A 15509-nucleotide genomic window follows, 5' to 3' on the forward strand; every position below is an offset into this window, starting at 1 on the left:
CCTCAACTGCTGCACGAGAGCTCGCCCCCGCAATACCAGCCCGGATGCGGGGTGGCGAGATCCTCGTATTCCGGTTGCTCATCATAGGGGTGCTGCAGGGCCGCAAACAGCCGCTCGAACGGCGCCATGTCGCCCCGTTCAGCCGCCTCTATTACCTGCTGGGCCAGGGCGTTGCGCAGCACATACTTGGGATTGACGGCGTCCATCTGCCCCTTGCGCACGCCATCCTCGCTCCCTTCCCGGGCGAGGCGCGCCCGATAGGCCTCAAGCCACCCCTGCCAGACGGCAGGATCGGGCAACAGGGCCAGCAGGCTGGCGGGCCATGCTCCCTCTCGCGTCACCTCACCGAGACGTCGCAGGAAGAGGTGGTAATCCACCTTGTGCGCCGCCAGCAGCCGGAACAACTCGCGGAACAGCGCCGGATCCTCCTCTTCCCACACCGCCAACCCCAGCTTGGCGCGCATCAGCTCGGAGTAGTGCAACATCAGCTGGTGCTCGTACTGGGCCAGGGCCGACGCGAGCGCGTCGCCATCCACATGGCCGGCCAGCGCCTGGGCCAGCTTCTGCAGGTTCCAGTAGCCGATCGCAGGCTGCTGATCCAGCGCATAGCGGCCATCCGGATCCGAGTGGTTGCAGACGAAGTCCGGCACATAGGCGTCGATGAAACCATAGGGGCCATAATCCAGGGTCAACCCGAGCAAGGACATGTTGTCGGTGTTCATCACCCCGTGACAGAACCCCGCCGCCTGCCACTTGGCGATGAGCCGCGCGGTGCGGCGAACTACTTCGGCAAACAGCTCGGCGCCATCGGTCAGCTCGGGGAAGTGGTAACACCGCGCATAGTCGATGAGGGCCGGGATCTTCTCCCCCTGCCCGCTCCAGGCGAAATACTCGAAGTGACCGAAGCGCAGATGGCTCGGCGCGGTGCGCAGCACGGTCGCCCCGCTCTCCACCTGCTCCCGGTAGACAGGCTCGTCACTGCCCAGCAGCACCAGAGCCCGGGTGGTGGGAATGCCGAGGGCATGCAGCGCCTCGGAAGCCAGGTACTCGCGAATGCTGGATCGCAGCACGGCACGGCCGTCGCCGAAGCGGGAGAATGGCGTCTTGCCCGCCCCTTTGAGGTGCAGGTCCCAACGGCCCCCATCCGGCGCCAGCTGCTCTCCCAGCAGCAGGGCGCGGCCATCCCCGAGACGCGGGCTGTAGCCGCCGAACTGGTGGCCCGCATAGACCTGAGCCACCGGCTGCATGCCCGGCAGGGGCTGCCCCTGGCCGCAACAGGCGAGCCACTGCGCCTCGCTCACCTTCCCGAGCCCCAGCTCCCCAAGCAGCGCACGGTTCAGATGCAGCAATCTGGGGCCATGCAGCGGCTGCGGGGCAACGGGCTCGCAAGCCCAGGGGAGTTCGGTGGCAAAAGTGTTGATCAACTTCATGGTGATGAGGGTTGTCCCTGCGTATGCTCGTGTCACTCTTTATACCGCCGTCGGCTCGTCGAGGCTAACAGGCGATCACGATTATTCATTTCAAGGAGAAGACGATGCCAAAGTGGGTCTATACCCTGCCCCTGCTGGCGCTTGCCTGGGGCCATCAGGCCAAGGCGGCCGACATAGACGCAGGCAAGGCCAAATCCGTGGTCTGTGCCGCCTGTCATGGCCCGGATGGCAAGGCGAGCGTCCCGATCTACCCCCACCTCGCGGGCCAGAACCAGGCCTATCTGCTCAAGCAGATGAAGGCGTTCAAGGAGGGGGCCCGTACCGAGCCGCTGATGGTTCCCTTCATGGCGATGCTGACCGAGGCGGACATGGAGAATCTGGCGGCCTATTACGCCAGCCTCAAATAATGCATGGCGCCGACCAACGGGCGCCTTTCCACTGTTTGTTGTGCCAGCCTACCGACGGCAATAGTCGATGATCAGGTCCATAAAGGCCTCACCGAAGCGCTCCAGCTTGCGGTGACCGACACCGTTGACCGCCAGCATTTCCTCCTCGGTCATCGGCATGAGCTGTGCCATCTCCACCAGGGTGGCGTCGTTGAACACCACATAGGGCGGCACCTCTTCATCCTCGGCGATCTGCTTGCGCAGGGCGCGCAGCTCCTTGAACAGCCGCTTGTCGTAGTTGGCGTTGTCGAGCAGGCCGTTGCGCTTCTCCTTGCGGCTGGAGATGGGCTGCAGGCGGGGTACCGCCAGTTCCAGCTTCATCTCGCCGCGCAGCACGGGGCGGGCCGCTTCGGTCAGCTGCAACACCAGATTGCGGGTGATGTTCTGGGTCAGCAACCCCTTGTGGATCAGCTGGCGGATGACGCTCATCCAGTATTCGTGGCTCTGATCCTTGCCGATGCCGTAGGTCGAGAGCTTGTCGTGACCGTGATCCTTGATGCGCTGGTTCAGCGATCCGCGCAGCACCTCCACCACATAACCCACCCCGAAATTCTGACCCACCCGCCAGACACAGGAGAGCGCCTTCTGGGCGTCTTCGGTGCCGTCATAACTCTGGGGCGGATCGAGGCAGATGTCGCAGTTGCCGCACGGCTTGTCGTTGTATTCGCCGAAGTAGTTGAGCAGCACCTGACGGCGGCAGGTCTGCGCCTCGGCGAAGGCCGCCATCACGTTGAGCTTGTACTGCTCCACCTGCAGCTGCTGGGGGTTTTCGATGTTGTCGAGCAGCCGGCGCACCCGCCCGATGTCGGCGGGATCGTAGAGCAGCAGCGCCTCGGCCGGAGTGCCGTCACGCCCGGCGCGGCCGGTTTCCTGATAGTAGGATTCGATGTTCTTCGGGATGTCGTAGTGCACCACGAAGCGCACGTTGGGCTTGTCGATGCCCATGCCGAACGCCACCGTCGCCACCACGATCTCGATGTCATCCTTGAGGAAGGCCTCCTGGGTCTGCTGACGCAGCTCCAGCGGCAGACCGGCATGATAGGGTGCCGCCTTGCAGCCGTGACGGGATAGCCGCTCGGCCACCTCCTCCACCCGATTGCGGCTGGAGCAGTAGACGATGCCGCAGTTGCCCTTCTGGCTCTGCACGTAGCGCAGCAGCTGCTCCGCCGCCTTGAACTTCTCCACCAGGCTGTAGCGGATATTGGGCCGATCGAAGCTGGCGGTGTGGATGAAGGGATCGTTCAGTTCCAGCCGGTGCAGCATGTCGCTGCGGGTCGCCTCGTCGGCGGTGGCGGTGAGCGCCACCACGGGCACCTGGGGGAACCACTGCTTGAGCCGTCCCAGCGCCGCATATTCCGGCCGAAAATCGTGCCCCCACTGGGAGACGCAGTGCGCCTCGTCGATGGCGAACAGGCCGAGGGGCAGCTCCGCCAACCGGTCCATGAACTCGTGCTGCAGCAAACGCTCGGGGGACACATAAACCAGCTTGATCTCGCCTCGGCGCATGGCGGCAAAGTTCTGGATCATCTCCTCCCGGCTCAGGGCCGAGTTGATGTAGACCGCCGCCACGCCGTTGGCACGCAGGGTGTCGACCTGATCCTTCATCAGCGAGATGAGGGGGGAGACCACCACCCCGAGCCCAGGTCGCAGCAGCGCCGGGATCTGGTAGCAAAGCGACTTGCCGCCGCCGGTGGGTTTGAGCACCAGGGCATCGCGCCCTGCCACTATCTGCTCGATGATCTCGAGCTGGCCCGGCCGAAACTGCTGATAGCCAAACACCGCCTGCAACAAGGCAAGGGGATTCTCTGGCTGAGGGTCAGGCAGGGTTTCGGCAATGACGGTCATGGGCTCTCCTTTGGGGTCGCCATTCTAAAGCAGCCGCCGCCCACAATAAACCTGCCATTGCGAGTGTTAAGGAAGTGTTGCAGACTGGCTGGGGTTTTTACTCGGCTTTGATGACAGGGCGGACTCAAGGAATGAAACAGATGCTCAAGAAGATGGCGCTCAGTGGCATAGCCAACCTGTTCGCCGAAAAGATGCCCTTCAACAAGCTGATCGGCATGCAAGTCACCCACTACGACTTCGATAAAGTGGAGCTGCGCATCAAGATGGAACAGAAGCTCATCGGCAACCCTTTCCACAACATACTGCACGGCGGCGTCACCGCCAGCCTGCTCGACGTGGCGGGCGGCATGATAGTCGCAGCCTCCTGCATCGACGAGCTGGAGGACTTCTCCCCCAGCTATCTCAAGGAGCGCTTCTCGCGGCTTGGCACCATCGATCTGCGGGTGGACTATCTTCGTCCCGGTCGCGGCAACGAGTTCATCGCCACCGCCCACATCATCCGGGCAGGCAGCAAGGTCGCGGTCGCCCGCATGGAGCTGCACAACGAAGAGGGCACCCACATCGCCTTTGGCACGGGCACCTACCTCGTCGGCTAATGGTTTTTATTGCATAAAAAGTGCGCTTCTAAGCTGATTTTAATCATTAGAATTCTTACCCCCTCCTCCGCTCAGGGTCCATACTGAAAGTCGGGATTCTGTGCAGAGGGAGGATTGCAGACGATGAGCGCGATACTGGCTACCCAACCATCCAGAGCCTTGCTGACACGACTTGAGGCCATGCGCGAAGAAGTGCAGACCCCAGAGTGCCGTCACTGGTTGGAACAGGAGCTGGAGGGGTATTCTCTCTGTTCACCCCTGCCCTGGTATCGCATCATTGCCTGTCGGCAACGCGGTCACTTCCTGAATCTGAAGACGGGGAAATATCTGACTTGCCATATCGGCAGCCAAACGCTAAGCCAACGCGACCTGGCCCAAGTTCAGTTCATCTATGCCCGTGAACCCGCCGCCCACTATTTACTGCGTCACGATTCCCATATCGAGCCCTGGCCGGAATCACTGCTGGAAGCGTATCGAGAGCAGCTGATCCCTGGTCATCTCTGCCTGCAAGCCTGGCATGAGCCCGTGTCTTCGCTGCGTTCACAACTGATGGAGGGAATAGCACATTTCATTAGTGAGTACCCCAAGCATGCGGCCCTGCAAACCCAACACGGTTTCAAGGCATTGCGGCATCAACACTGGCATATCTGAATGAGCGCCTGGGGCGCAAGGAGGGCACCATCGACAAGACCCATAACGAGATTGTCACAATCTAGAGTGCCGGAGTCAGGATCAGACTCCACCAGTGGGGCCACCGAGCGGTGGCCCTTTTAGTTGGGCAAATGAGGGGGATCGGAGCAGGAACAGGAACAGCAATCGACAATGGAAATGTCAGCTTTGCTTCAACAGACCAAATGCGAAAAGGCCGCTCATTGAGCGGCCTTTTCAAATGTGGTCGGTGTGAGAGGATTCGAACCTCCGACCCCTTCGTCCCGAACGAAGTGCGCTACCAAGCTGCGCTACACACCGATGTCTGCGGGGCGAGAATTTACCGAAAGCCCCGACCCGACACAAGCCTTTTTTTGCATTCACTCTAAAAAAATGGCTTTACGCTCAATAATTCAGCGAGTAGCAGCAAAAATCGCCACAAGGCATCTTTCCGCCTGCCTTCAGCCCTGTCGAGACAACCTGAACTCGGTCGGCCCCAGCAAACGCCGGCTCCAATCCGCCACCACTCCATGTTCCAGCCAATGAGCCGCATGCTGGCGCCAGTTGGGAGAGAGCGCCGGGTTCTCCAGCAGCAGTTGCAGCTCTTCCTCGTTGCGGGCCTGGTTGAACAGGATGTCGGCGGTGCGCTTCACCGTCAGCTCAGGGTAGGGTCTGTCCACCAGTGTCAGCTCCCCCTGCGGATCCACCCTTCCCTCTTCCAGCACCCGCAGCAGCCAGCCACAGCGGCCACTCAGCTGCATCACCTGGGAGAGCTGGCTATAGCCAAAGCGCTGGTTGAGCTTGAAACAGGGGGATCTGGGCTGACTTATCTGGATCAGCGCCTCTCCCAGTCGATAGACATCGCCGATGCAGGCCTGCGCCTCGGTCAGCCCCGAACCAGAGAGATTCTCACCAAAGGCAGCAGGCTGCCAGGGTGTGCGTGGTACAGGCAGCCCCAGCGCGGTTTGCCAAGTCTTCCACCAGGTGTAGTGCTCCGCCGGGTAATGGTGCAGGGCCCGATCCGGGCCGCCATGATGGCGTCTGTCGCTCTGCTCATCCCCGCGAAGGCCGAGGAAATCACACCACAGAGGGGCGTCGGCAGGCTGCTTGTGGATGGCACTGATGAGGCCGGGGGCCTGCTCTGGGTTCAGTTCGGCGCTCTGGCCGATGAAGAGGGAGATCCGCATTCCATTCTCCTGACGGATGGGGGAATGCGGATCTTATCACGGGGCAGGTCAGGCAACTGCCTGCATCTGGGTAGTCATGGCGATCTCGGCGCGACGGCGTTTCTCCGCCCGGGCCATCAGATACCAGCTACCGAAGGTGAACAGGGATACCGACAGCAGGATCAGGCTCGCGATGGCGTTGATCTCGGGCTTCACGCCGAGGCGCACCGCCGAGAACACTTCCATCGGCAGGGTGGTCGAACCCGGGCCGGAGACGAAGCTCGCCAGCACCAGGTCATCCAGCGACAGGGCGAACGACATCATGCCACCCGCCGCCAGCGACGGGGCTATCATCGGGATGGTGATCAGGAAGAACACCTTCCAGGGCTTGGCTCCCAGGTCCATGGCCGCCTCCTCGATGGAGAGATCCAGCTCCCGCAGCCGCGCCGACACCACGATCGCCACATAGGCGGTACAGAAGGTGGTATGCGCTATCCAGATGGTCAGCATGCCCCGCTCCGCGGGCCAACCCACCAGCTGGGCCATGGCCACGAACAGCAGCAGCAGGGAGAGACCGGTGATCACCTCGGGCATCACCAGCGGCGCCGTCACCATGCCGCCGAACAGGGTCCGGCCACGGAAGTGAGGGATCCGGGTCAGCACGAAGGCCGCCACCGTCCCCAGCGCCACCGCCGCGATGGCAGTGTAGAAGGCGATCTCCAGGGAGCGGAACACGGACCCGATCAACTGTTTGTTGTCGAGCAGGCCGAAGTACCACTTGAGCGACCAGCCTCCCCACACCGTCACCAGCTTGGAGGCGTTGAAGGAGTAGATGACCATGATGATCATGGGCAGGTAGATGAACAGCAGACCCAGCCACAGCATCAGCTTGGCAAAACCGAAACGTCTCATGCCTTGCCCTCCAGCTCTTTGGCCTGGTTGCGGTTGAACAGGATGATGGGAATGATCAGCACCGCCAGCATCACCACCGCCAGGGCGGAGGCCACCGGCCAGTCACGGTTGTTGAAGAACTCCTGCCACAACACCTTGCCGATCATCAGGGTCTCCGGACCACCCAGCATCTCGGGGATGACGAACTCGCCCACCACCGGGATGAAGACCAGCATGCAACCGGCGATGATGCCGTTCTTGGAGAGTGGCACCGTGATCTGCCAGAACCGGGTCAGGTTGCGGGCACCCAGATCGGAGGCCGCCTCCAGCAGGCTCTGGTCGTGCTTGACCAGGTTGGCGTAGAGCGGCAGCACCATGAACGGCAGGTAGGAATAAACGATGCCGATATAGACCGCCAGGTTGGTATTGAGGATCTGCAGCGGTTCGTCGATCACCCCGATGCCCAGCAGGACACTGTTGAGCAGGCCGTTGTTGCTGAGGATCCCCATCCAGGCGTATACCCGGATCAGGATCGCCGTCCAGGTCGGCATCATGATGAGCAGCAGCAGAACGGTCTGGGTCTCCTTGTTGGCCCGCGAAATGGCGTAAGCCATGGGATAACCGATCAACAGGCAGAGCAGGGTGCTGACCAGGGCTATCTTGAGGGACCCCAGATAAGCCGCAATGTAGAGCTCATCCTCCTGCAGCAGCAGGTAGTTGCCCAGGTTGAGCAGTATGGTGAGCTGATTGTCTGCCCAGCTCACCACGTCCGTGTAGGGCGGGATGGCCACGTCCGCTTCGGCGAAGCTGATCTTCACGACGATGATGAAGGGCAGCAGGAAGAAGAGGAAGAGCCAGAAGAAGGGGATGCCGATGACCAGCTGCCGCCCTCCCACCTGTTTGAGTCGTCTCAATGCCTTCATGATTGCAGCACCACGCCGCTGTCATCTTCCCAGTAGAGGAACACCTGGTCATCCCAGGTCGGCCGTTTGCCGTGGCGTTCGGCATTGGCGATGAAAGCCTGAACGATTTTGCCCGAGGGCAACTGGATGTGATACACGGAATGGCCGCCCAGATAGGCGATGTCATAAACCTCGCCTTTGGTCCAGTTGAAGTCCGGATGCTCGATCTCTTCCGGCTTTTGCAGGCTCATCAGCAGTTTTTCCGGACGCAGGGCATAGGTGACCTTCTTGTTCTCCGCCCGGGAGCTGATGCCGTGACCCACATAGATGGGCTGCTCCAGATCCGCACAGGCGATGATGGCGTGGTCCTGCTCATCCTCCACCAGCAGGCCGTCAAACAGGTTGACGTTGCCGATGAACTCGCACACCAGCCGGCTGGCCGGGGTTTCGTAGATGTCCATCGGGCTGCCGATCTGCTCGATGCAACCGAGGTGCATGATGGCGATCCGCTCGGCCATGGTCATGGCTTCTTCCTGATCGTGGGTCACCATGACGCAGGTCACGCCGACCCGCTCGATGATCTCGACCAGCTCGAGCTGCATGGTGGAGCGCAGCTTCTTGTCCAGCGCCCCCATGGGCTCGTCCAGCAGCAGCAGCTTGGGACGCTTGGCCAGGGAACGGGCCAGGGCCACCCGCTGACGCTGACCACCGGAGAGCTGGTGCGGCTTGCGGCGGGCGTACTGGGTCATCTGCACCAGCTTGAGCATCTCTTCCACCCGGGCATCGATCTCCGCCTTGGGCAGGCCATCCTGCTTGAGGCCGAAGGCGATGTTCTGGGCCACCGTCATGTGGGGGAACAGGGCGTAGGACTGGAACATCATGTTGATGGGGCGTTCATAGGGCGGCATGTCGGTAATGTCGACGCCGTCGAGGAACAGCCGTCCTTCCGTGGGTCGCTCGAACCCGGCCAGCATCCGCAGCAAGGTGGACTTGCCGGAGCCGGACCCACCCAGCAGGGCGAAAATCTCGCCCTTGTGGATGTTGAGAGACACGTTGTCGACCGCCAGCGTTTCGTCGAACTGCTTGCTTACCCTGTCTATTTTGACCAGCACTTCTTTACGCTGCTGGCTGCCCTCGAGGGCTTTCTTGTAGGCACTGGAGGCTATCGCCATTACCAAACTCCCAAAGGTGATTCCGGCCTGGGCCGATCCATCAATACAATCTGGCGCCCCGGGATGGGCGCCAAGGTTAGGTTCCGGATTTGATCTTGGTCCAACTCCGGGTGATCAGGCGCTGCACCGAGCGGGGATGTGCTTCCTGCACATACAGACGCTCAAGCACCGCCTGGGGGGGATAGACTGACTCGTCCTCGCGAACGGCCTTGTCCATGAACTCTCCCGCCTTGATGTTCGGGTTCGCGTAACCCACATAGTCGCTCACCTTGGCGATGACCTGCGGTTCGAGAATGTAGTTGATCAGGGCGTGAGCCTCTTTCACGTTGGTGGCATCGGCCGGGATCGCCATCATGTCGAACCAGAGATTGCCACCCTCCTTGGGGATGCTGTAGGCAATCTTGATCCCCTTGCCCGCCTCCTCGGCCCGGGACGCCGCCTGCAGGATGTCGCCGGAGAAACCCGCCGCCACGCAGATGTTGCCGTTGGCGAGGTCACCGATGTACTTGGAGGAGTGGAAGTAGGCCACATAGGGGCGCACCTTGAGCAGCTGCTCTTCGGCCCGCTTGATATCCGCCGGCTCATGGCTGTTGGGGTTGAGCCCAAGGTAGTTGAGGGCAGCCGGGATCATCTCGTCCGCCGAATCGAGGAAGGCCACGCCGCACTGGGAGAGCTTCTTCATGTTTTCCGGCTCGAAGATGGTCGCCCAGGAGTCAATCTTGTCGACACCCAGCACTTCCTTGATCTTGTCGACGTTGTAACCGATGCCGTTGGTGCCCCAGAGGTAGGGCACGGCGTACTGATGGCCCGGATCCACCTTCTCGAGCTGCTTGAGCAGCAAGGGGTCCAGGTTGCTCAGGTTTGGCAGCAGGGTGAGGTCCAGCTTCTGGAAGGCCCCCGCCTTGATCTGCTTGGCCAGGAAATTGTTGGAGGGCACGACCAGATCGTAGCCGGTGCGTCCGGTCAGCAGCTTGCCTTCCAGCGTCTCGTTGGAGTCAAACACGTCGTAGACGGTCTTGATCCCGGTCTTCTGCTGAAAGTCACTGAGGGTGGTCTCGCCGATATAATCGGACCAGTTGTAAAAATGAACCACAGGGGCTGCCTGGGTCAGATTTGCAAACCCCAGGGTCAGGGCCAGCGTTGCCATCTTGGTCATGTGCACTTATCAGTCCTCATTTGTGTGATTTTGCCAGTCGCGCATCCATACGCGCCGTCCAACCTGTCGGGTGGTCACCACCCTCCCGGCCGAACTGCGGACCGGGAGGGGTACTCGTCACTCTTACTTGCCTGACTTGATCTTGGTCCAGCTGCGGGTCATCAGACGCTGCACCTTGGCCGGCAGATCCGGGAAGGTGTAGATCTTCTTGAGGGTATCCGGCGTCGGGTAGATACCCGGGTCGGTACGGATCGCCTCGTCCACCAGCGGCGTGGCCGCCTTGTTGCCGTTCGGGAACTGCACCACGTTGGTGATGTTCGCGATCACGTCCGGCTTCATCAGGTAATTGATGAAGGTGTGGGCCGCCTCGACGTTCTTGGCATCCGCCGGGATGGCGATCATGTCGAAGAAGCTGCCCGCCCCCTCTTTCGGAATGGTGTAAGTCAGGCTGACACCGTTCTTGGCCTCGGCGGCACGCGCCTTGGACTGCTGCAGGTCACCGGAGTAACCCACTGCCACGCACAGGTTGCCGTTGGCCAGATCCGAAATGTACTTGGAGGAGTGGAAGTAGGCGGTGTAGGGACGGATGGAGAGGAACAGCTCCTCCGCCTTCTTCAGCTCGTCCGGCTTCTGGCTGTCCGGCTTGAAGCCCAGGTATTGCAGGGCGGCCGGCAGCATTTCAGTCGGCGAGTCGAGGAAGGAGACACCGCACTCCTTCAACTTGGCCATGTTTTCCGGTTTGAACACCAGATCCCAGGAGTCCACCGGTGCCTTGTCACCCAGCACGGCTTTCACCTTCTCCGGGTTGTAGGCATAACCGATGGTGCCCCACAGGTAAGGAATGGAGTACTGGTTACCCGGGTCGCTCGGTTCGAGCGCCTTGAGCAACGAGGTATCCAGGTTTTGCCAGTTGGAGAGCTTGGACTTGTCCAGTTTCTGGAACACGCCCGCCTTGATCTGCTTGGCCAGGAAGGGGTTGGACGGCACCACGATGTCATAACCCGAGCTGCCCGCCAGCAACTTGGCTTCCAGCACCTCGTTGCTGTCGAACACGTCGTAGACCACCTTGATGCCCGTCTCTTTCTGGAAGTCTTCCAGGGTGTTCGGCGCGATATAGTCGCTCCAGTTGTAGACGTGCAACACCTTGTCTTCGGCCATCGCCGCGCCGCTCATCATGACCAGCGCCACCGAGGCTGCAATCATTCCCGTTTTGAAAGACATCGTCCTTGTCTCCTAAGCAAATTGTATGCGCAAGCCAACCTGCCCGGCGCCCGTCTATCCCCGCAGCTTTGCCGCCGTCAGATCCAGACTGAGCCTGGCCAGATTGACCAATTCATCCACCTGTTCCTCGGTGATCACCAAGGGGGGCGATATGATCATGGTATCGCCGACCGCCCTCATCACCAAGCCATTGTTAAAGCAGAACTCCCGACAGGTCATACCGGCCTGCAGCTCAGCCGGGAAGCGGCTGTTGGTCTGCTTGTCCTGCACTATTTCCAGCGCGGCCACCAGGCCTTTGCCACGGGTTTCGCCCACCAGCGGATGGTCCGCCAGCTCCGCCCAGCGACGCTGCAAATAGGGGCCGATACTATCATGAACTCGCTTAACTATGCTTTCGTTTTGCATAAGCGTAATGTTGGCAATGGCCACGGCGCAGGCCACCGGATGACCGGAGTAGGTGAAGCCGTGGTTGAACTCCCCCCCCTCTTCCACCAGCACCTTGGCGACCCTGTCCCCCACCATCACGGCCCCCATCGGCAGGTAGCCGGAGGTGATCCCCTTGGCCAGGCACATGAGGTCCGGCTTGATGCCAAAACCCTCGCTGGCGAACCAGTGGCCGGTGCGGCCAAAGCCGCAGATCACCTCGTCGGCGATGAGCAGGATGCCGTACTTGTCGCAGATGCGCTGGATCTCGGGCCAGTAGCTGTCGGGCGGAATGATGACGCCGCCGGCGCCCTGGATCGGCTCGCCGATGAAGGCGGCCACCTGGTCCACCCCCAGCTCCAGAATCTTCTCCTCCAGCTGACGGGCACGGGCCAGCCCGAATTCGTGGGCGCTCATCCCCTGCCCCTCGCCGAAGTGATAGGGCTGATCGATGTGCACTATGCCGGGGATCGGCAACCCGCCCTGGGCGTGCATCCCCTTCATGCCGCCTAGGCTGGCCCCGGCCACGGTGGAGCCGTGGTAGGCATTGTGGCGGCTGATGATCACCTGCTTCTCCGGCTGCCCCTTGCTGGCCCAGTAGTGGCGCACCATGCGCAGCACGGTATCGTTGCACTCGGAACCCGAGCCGGTGAAGAAGACGTGGTTGAGGTGGGAGGGCGTCACTTCGGCCAGCAGGGTGGCCAGCTCGGCGGCAGGCGGGTGGCTGGTCTGGAAGAAGAGGTTGTAGTAGGGCAGTTGCTGCATCTGGCGGGTGGCGGCGTCCACCAGCTCCTGGCGACCGTAACCCAGGTTGACGCACCACAGACCCGCCATGCCGTCCAGAATGCGCTTACCTTCAGAGTCTTCCAGATAGACCCCCTCGGCACGGGTGATGATGCGGCTGCCTTTCTTGTTCAGCGCCTGAAAATCGGTAAACGGATGCAGATGATGGCTGGCTTCCAGTTGCTGCCACTCACGGGTGGTGTGCTGCATTGCTTGCTCCTCGGTTCCTTCGATTCGGCGAATCTTGTCGCCATTCATGAGGGCACGGATGGCCGGCCCGGTCACTGCCATTCACGGGGCTGGCACTCTCTTGCCTGCTCGATGCCTTTCCATGGGGCGAACATCGTCGCCAGTTGATTGCAGGTGACCCCCTCTCCATTGCGGGAGCGGGCCTCACCTTTACTCGGTGCCTTCCGGGTCGCGGGCGCCGCCGCGAGACGGGCCTTCAGCCCCTTGCTTGCGATATGACGGGGAGAGGCCTCGCCTCCCCCGGGGACAGATCAGACGTTCAGCAGCAGGAATTCCCGTTCCCAGCGGCTGATCACGCCGAAATAGGTCTCGTACTCCTTGCGCTTGACGGCCACGAAGGCGCGGATGAAGCGCTCCCCCAGCATGTCCTTGATGGGTTCACACTGCTCCAGGTGGCTCAGCGATTCCTCCAGCGAGCGGGGCAGGCTGTAGGGCAGGTCATAGGCACTCGCCTTCATCTCCTGCATGGGTTCGAGCTTCTCCAGCATGCCGAGGTAGCCGCAGGCCAGGGTGGCGGCCAGAGCCAGATACGGATTGGCATCGGCCCCGGCGAAGCGGTTCTCGACCCGGCGTGCGCTCGGTTCGGAGAAGGGGACCCGCAGGCCGCAGGTGCGGTTTTCCACCCCCCACTGCACGTTGCGCGGCGCACTCTCGCCAAAGGTGAGGCGGCGGTAGGAGTTGACGTTCGGCGCCAGCAGGGCGGTCACTGCCGGGGTGTATTTCTGCAGGCCGGCGATGAAATGCATGAACAGATCGGAGTTGCCCCCTTCGCTGGTACCAAACAGGTTGTTGCCATCCATGTCTTCCAGGCTCTGGTGGATGTGCATGGCGGAACCCGGTTCGTTGCTCATGGGCTTGGCCATGAAGGTGGCATAGATGCCGTGGCGATGGGCGGCCTCGCGCATGGTGCGCTTGAACAGAAACACCTGGTCGGCGAGATCGATGGCATCCCCGTGCAGGAAGTTGATCTCCATCTGGGCGGCGCCGGATTCGTGGATCAGGGTGTCCACCTCAAGCTCCTGGGCCTCGCAGTAGTCGTACATGTCCTCGAAGATGGGGTCGAATTCGTTCACCGCATCGATGCTGAACGACTGGCGGGCCGTTTCCGGGCGGCCGTTGCGGCCCACCGGCGGCACCAGCGGATAGTCGGGATCTTCGTTGCGGGTCACCAGGTAGAACTCCAGCTCCGGCGCCACCACCGGCTTCCAGCCCTGCTTCTCGTAGAATGACAGAACCCGGCGCAGCACGGAGCGGGGAGCGATGTCGATGAGCTTGCCGTTGACGTCAAAGCAGTCGTGGATCACCTGGGCGGTGGGCTCCAGCGCCCAGGGTACGAAACGAATGGTGTTGGGATCGGGATAGAGCTGCATGTCCCGCTCCAGCGGGTCTATCATGCTGTCGTCATCCGGGTACTCGCCGGTCACCGTCTGGGTGAAGATGACCTCGGGCAGCCGCATGCCCCCCTCGCGCAGAAACTTGTTGGCTGGAATGATCTTGCCTCGGGCATTGCCGGTGAAATCTGGAAACAGGCACTCCACTTCCGTGATGCGATTGCTCTCCATCCAGCCCTTGATACTGTCCATGTTAAACCCCGACTTTACGGTTGCCATTGTCAAGGGTGTCTAATATAAGGAACACCCTTGTTAAGAAAATGTAATCGACCACACCATAAAAGCCCGTGATAAAGGCCTTTGTCAAGCAGCGGTGTTTAAAAAACTATAAACAACGGCCTGTATAATGACCAGCGCGGCACCAAATACTAAACACTTTGTGTCACGATCAGCCCACTGCAAGCTCGATGCCAACGGCGGCGGGATCTCGTTCGATACTCAGTCAGACCCTGTCGGAGAAGGCCCATTTCTTTGCAAGGGCGCACACTCCTTATCCAATTTCCTTTGCATGTCTGCATTTTTTTGGTACAAGGCCCGCCCTGATTTGCATTCTCCTGCATGGATTTGGTGCAAAACGGGATACAAGGGCTTGGTCTGACGACAGACAGCCCCCATCAATGGGTAACATTGGGAAACTGACTGGTAGCAAACCGTATGTGTGATTTCATGACAGAAGACCAACTGACCTTCTACAAAGGCCAGATCGAGCGACAAATCCTTGAGCTCGAAGAACGTCTCAACTCCCAGGCCAGCCAGGCTATCGCCACCGATACCAACGAAATGGCGGATGAAATTGACCGTGCCAGTGTCGAGGAGGCCCGTCGCCTGGAGCTGAACCGCATCGAGCACGACAAGTTGCACCTGCGCAAGCTGAAAGGGGCGTTGAAGCGGATCAATGAAGGGGATTTCGGCTATTGCGAATCCTGTGGCGACGAGATCTCTCTCAAGCGGCTGCAGGCCCGTCCCGAGTCCCGCTTCTGTGTTGAATGCCAGAGCACCAAGGAATTCAACGACACTCACGTGTTCCGTCGCGTCGCCTGATGCGGCGAACAAGCCCGGCCTCGGTACGAGCCGGGCACAGGGCAGGTCATGCCCGAAGATGACGCGTCCGGGTGATCCCCGGCCCCTTTCACAGCAAGAGCGTGACAACTTCTGTTAGACTCCGGGCAAGTCCCGGATCCTACAGGAGA

The 15509-nt window shown here is 61.0% G+C and carries 14 protein-coding genes and 1 tRNA gene; 4 read left to right on the forward strand and 11 right to left on the reverse strand.

Annotated features, from left to right (window positions below; genetic code table 11):
- Positions 1-2: 2 nt before the first annotated feature.
- Positions 3-1430, reverse strand: a complete 1428-nt coding sequence (locus tag J9893_RS01300; RefSeq protein WP_143236914.1) for a protein adenylyltransferase SelO — start codon at positions 1428-1430, stop codon at positions 3-5.
- 104 nt (positions 1431-1534) lie between these two features.
- On the opposite strand from J9893_RS01300, the gene J9893_RS01305 reads away from it, so the two are divergent.
- On the forward strand, positions 1535-1837 hold the full coding sequence (locus J9893_RS01305; protein ID WP_143236913.1) for a cytochrome c: 303 nt from the start codon (positions 1535-1537) through the stop codon (positions 1835-1837).
- A 48-nt stretch (positions 1838-1885) separates the two neighbouring features.
- On the opposite strand, the gene recQ is transcribed toward J9893_RS01305, so the two are convergent.
- On the reverse strand, positions 1886-3721 hold the full coding sequence (gene recQ, locus J9893_RS01310; RefSeq protein WP_039039660.1) for an ATP-dependent DNA helicase RecQ: 1836 nt from the start codon (positions 3719-3721) through the stop codon (positions 1886-1888).
- Positions 3722-3852: 131 nt separating this feature from the next.
- Here recQ and J9893_RS01315 point away from each other — a divergent pair, with 131 nt between their 5' ends.
- Positions 3853-4317, forward strand: a complete 465-nt coding sequence (locus tag J9893_RS01315; protein ID WP_039039661.1) for a thioesterase family protein — start codon at positions 3853-3855, stop codon at positions 4315-4317.
- A 123-nt stretch (positions 4318-4440) separates the two neighbouring features.
- Positions 4441-4968: a hypothetical protein gene (locus tag J9893_RS01320; protein ID WP_010676052.1), complete on the forward strand. Its 528-nt coding sequence runs from the start codon at positions 4441-4443 to the stop codon at positions 4966-4968.
- Between the two features lie 241 nt (positions 4969-5209).
- Here J9893_RS01320 and J9893_RS01325 read toward each other — a convergent pair.
- The 9 genes from J9893_RS01325 to J9893_RS01365 form a co-directional block, all read right to left on the reverse strand.
- Positions 5210-5286, reverse strand: a tRNA-Pro gene (locus J9893_RS01325).
- Positions 5287-5426: 140 nt separating this feature from the next.
- Positions 5427-6152 carry an MOSC domain-containing protein gene (locus J9893_RS01330; protein ID WP_210557758.1) on the reverse strand — a complete coding sequence of 242 codons (726 nt, stop codon included), beginning with the start codon at positions 6150-6152 and terminating at the stop codon, positions 5427-5429.
- Positions 6153-6200: 48 nt separating this feature from the next.
- Positions 6201-7043, reverse strand: coding sequence for an ABC transporter permease subunit (locus J9893_RS01335; protein ID WP_010676054.1), 843 nt, complete (start codon positions 7041-7043; stop codon positions 6201-6203).
- The gene (locus J9893_RS01340; protein WP_010676055.1) at positions 7040-7945 is read right to left on the reverse strand and encodes an ABC transporter permease subunit; all 906 of its coding nucleotides are present in this window, start codon (positions 7943-7945) and stop codon (positions 7040-7042) included. Before J9893_RS01340 ends, J9893_RS01335 begins: the two co-directional genes overlap by 4 nt.
- Complete coding sequence (potA, locus tag J9893_RS01345; protein WP_010676056.1) at positions 7942-9096, reverse strand: polyamine ABC transporter ATP-binding protein; 1155 nt, start codon at positions 9094-9096, stop codon at positions 7942-7944. The genes J9893_RS01340 and potA overlap by 4 nt, the downstream gene beginning before the upstream one ends.
- 76 nt (positions 9097-9172) lie before the next feature.
- Positions 9173-10258 carry a polyamine ABC transporter substrate-binding protein gene (locus J9893_RS01350; RefSeq protein ID WP_050498258.1) on the reverse strand — a complete coding sequence of 362 codons (1086 nt, stop codon included), beginning with the start codon at positions 10256-10258 and terminating at the stop codon, positions 9173-9175.
- Positions 10259-10375: 117 nt separating this feature from the next.
- Complete coding sequence (locus tag J9893_RS01355; RefSeq protein ID WP_143236911.1) at positions 10376-11473, reverse strand: polyamine ABC transporter substrate-binding protein; 1098 nt, start codon at positions 11471-11473, stop codon at positions 10376-10378.
- 54 nt (positions 11474-11527) lie between these two features.
- Entirely contained in the window at positions 11528-12889 is a 1362-nt protein-coding gene (locus tag J9893_RS01360; protein WP_005306621.1) for an aspartate aminotransferase family protein, read from the reverse strand.
- Between the two features lie 290 nt (positions 12890-13179).
- On the reverse strand, positions 13180-14511 hold the full coding sequence (locus J9893_RS01365; RefSeq protein ID WP_010676060.1) for a glutamine synthetase family protein: 1332 nt from the start codon (positions 14509-14511) through the stop codon (positions 13180-13182).
- 462 nt (positions 14512-14973) lie between these two features.
- On the opposite strand from J9893_RS01365, the gene J9893_RS01370 reads away from it, so the two are divergent.
- Positions 14974-15360, forward strand: coding sequence for a TraR/DksA C4-type zinc finger protein (locus tag J9893_RS01370; RefSeq protein ID WP_010676061.1), 387 nt, complete (start codon positions 14974-14976; stop codon positions 15358-15360).
- Positions 15361-15509 lie beyond the last annotated feature (149 nt).

It is taken from the genome of Aeromonas sp. MaB10011B (genome assembly GCF_017939325.1).
In the GTDB taxonomy this organism is placed as follows: Bacteria; Pseudomonadota; Gammaproteobacteria; order Enterobacterales; family Aeromonadaceae; genus Aeromonas; species Aeromonas caviae.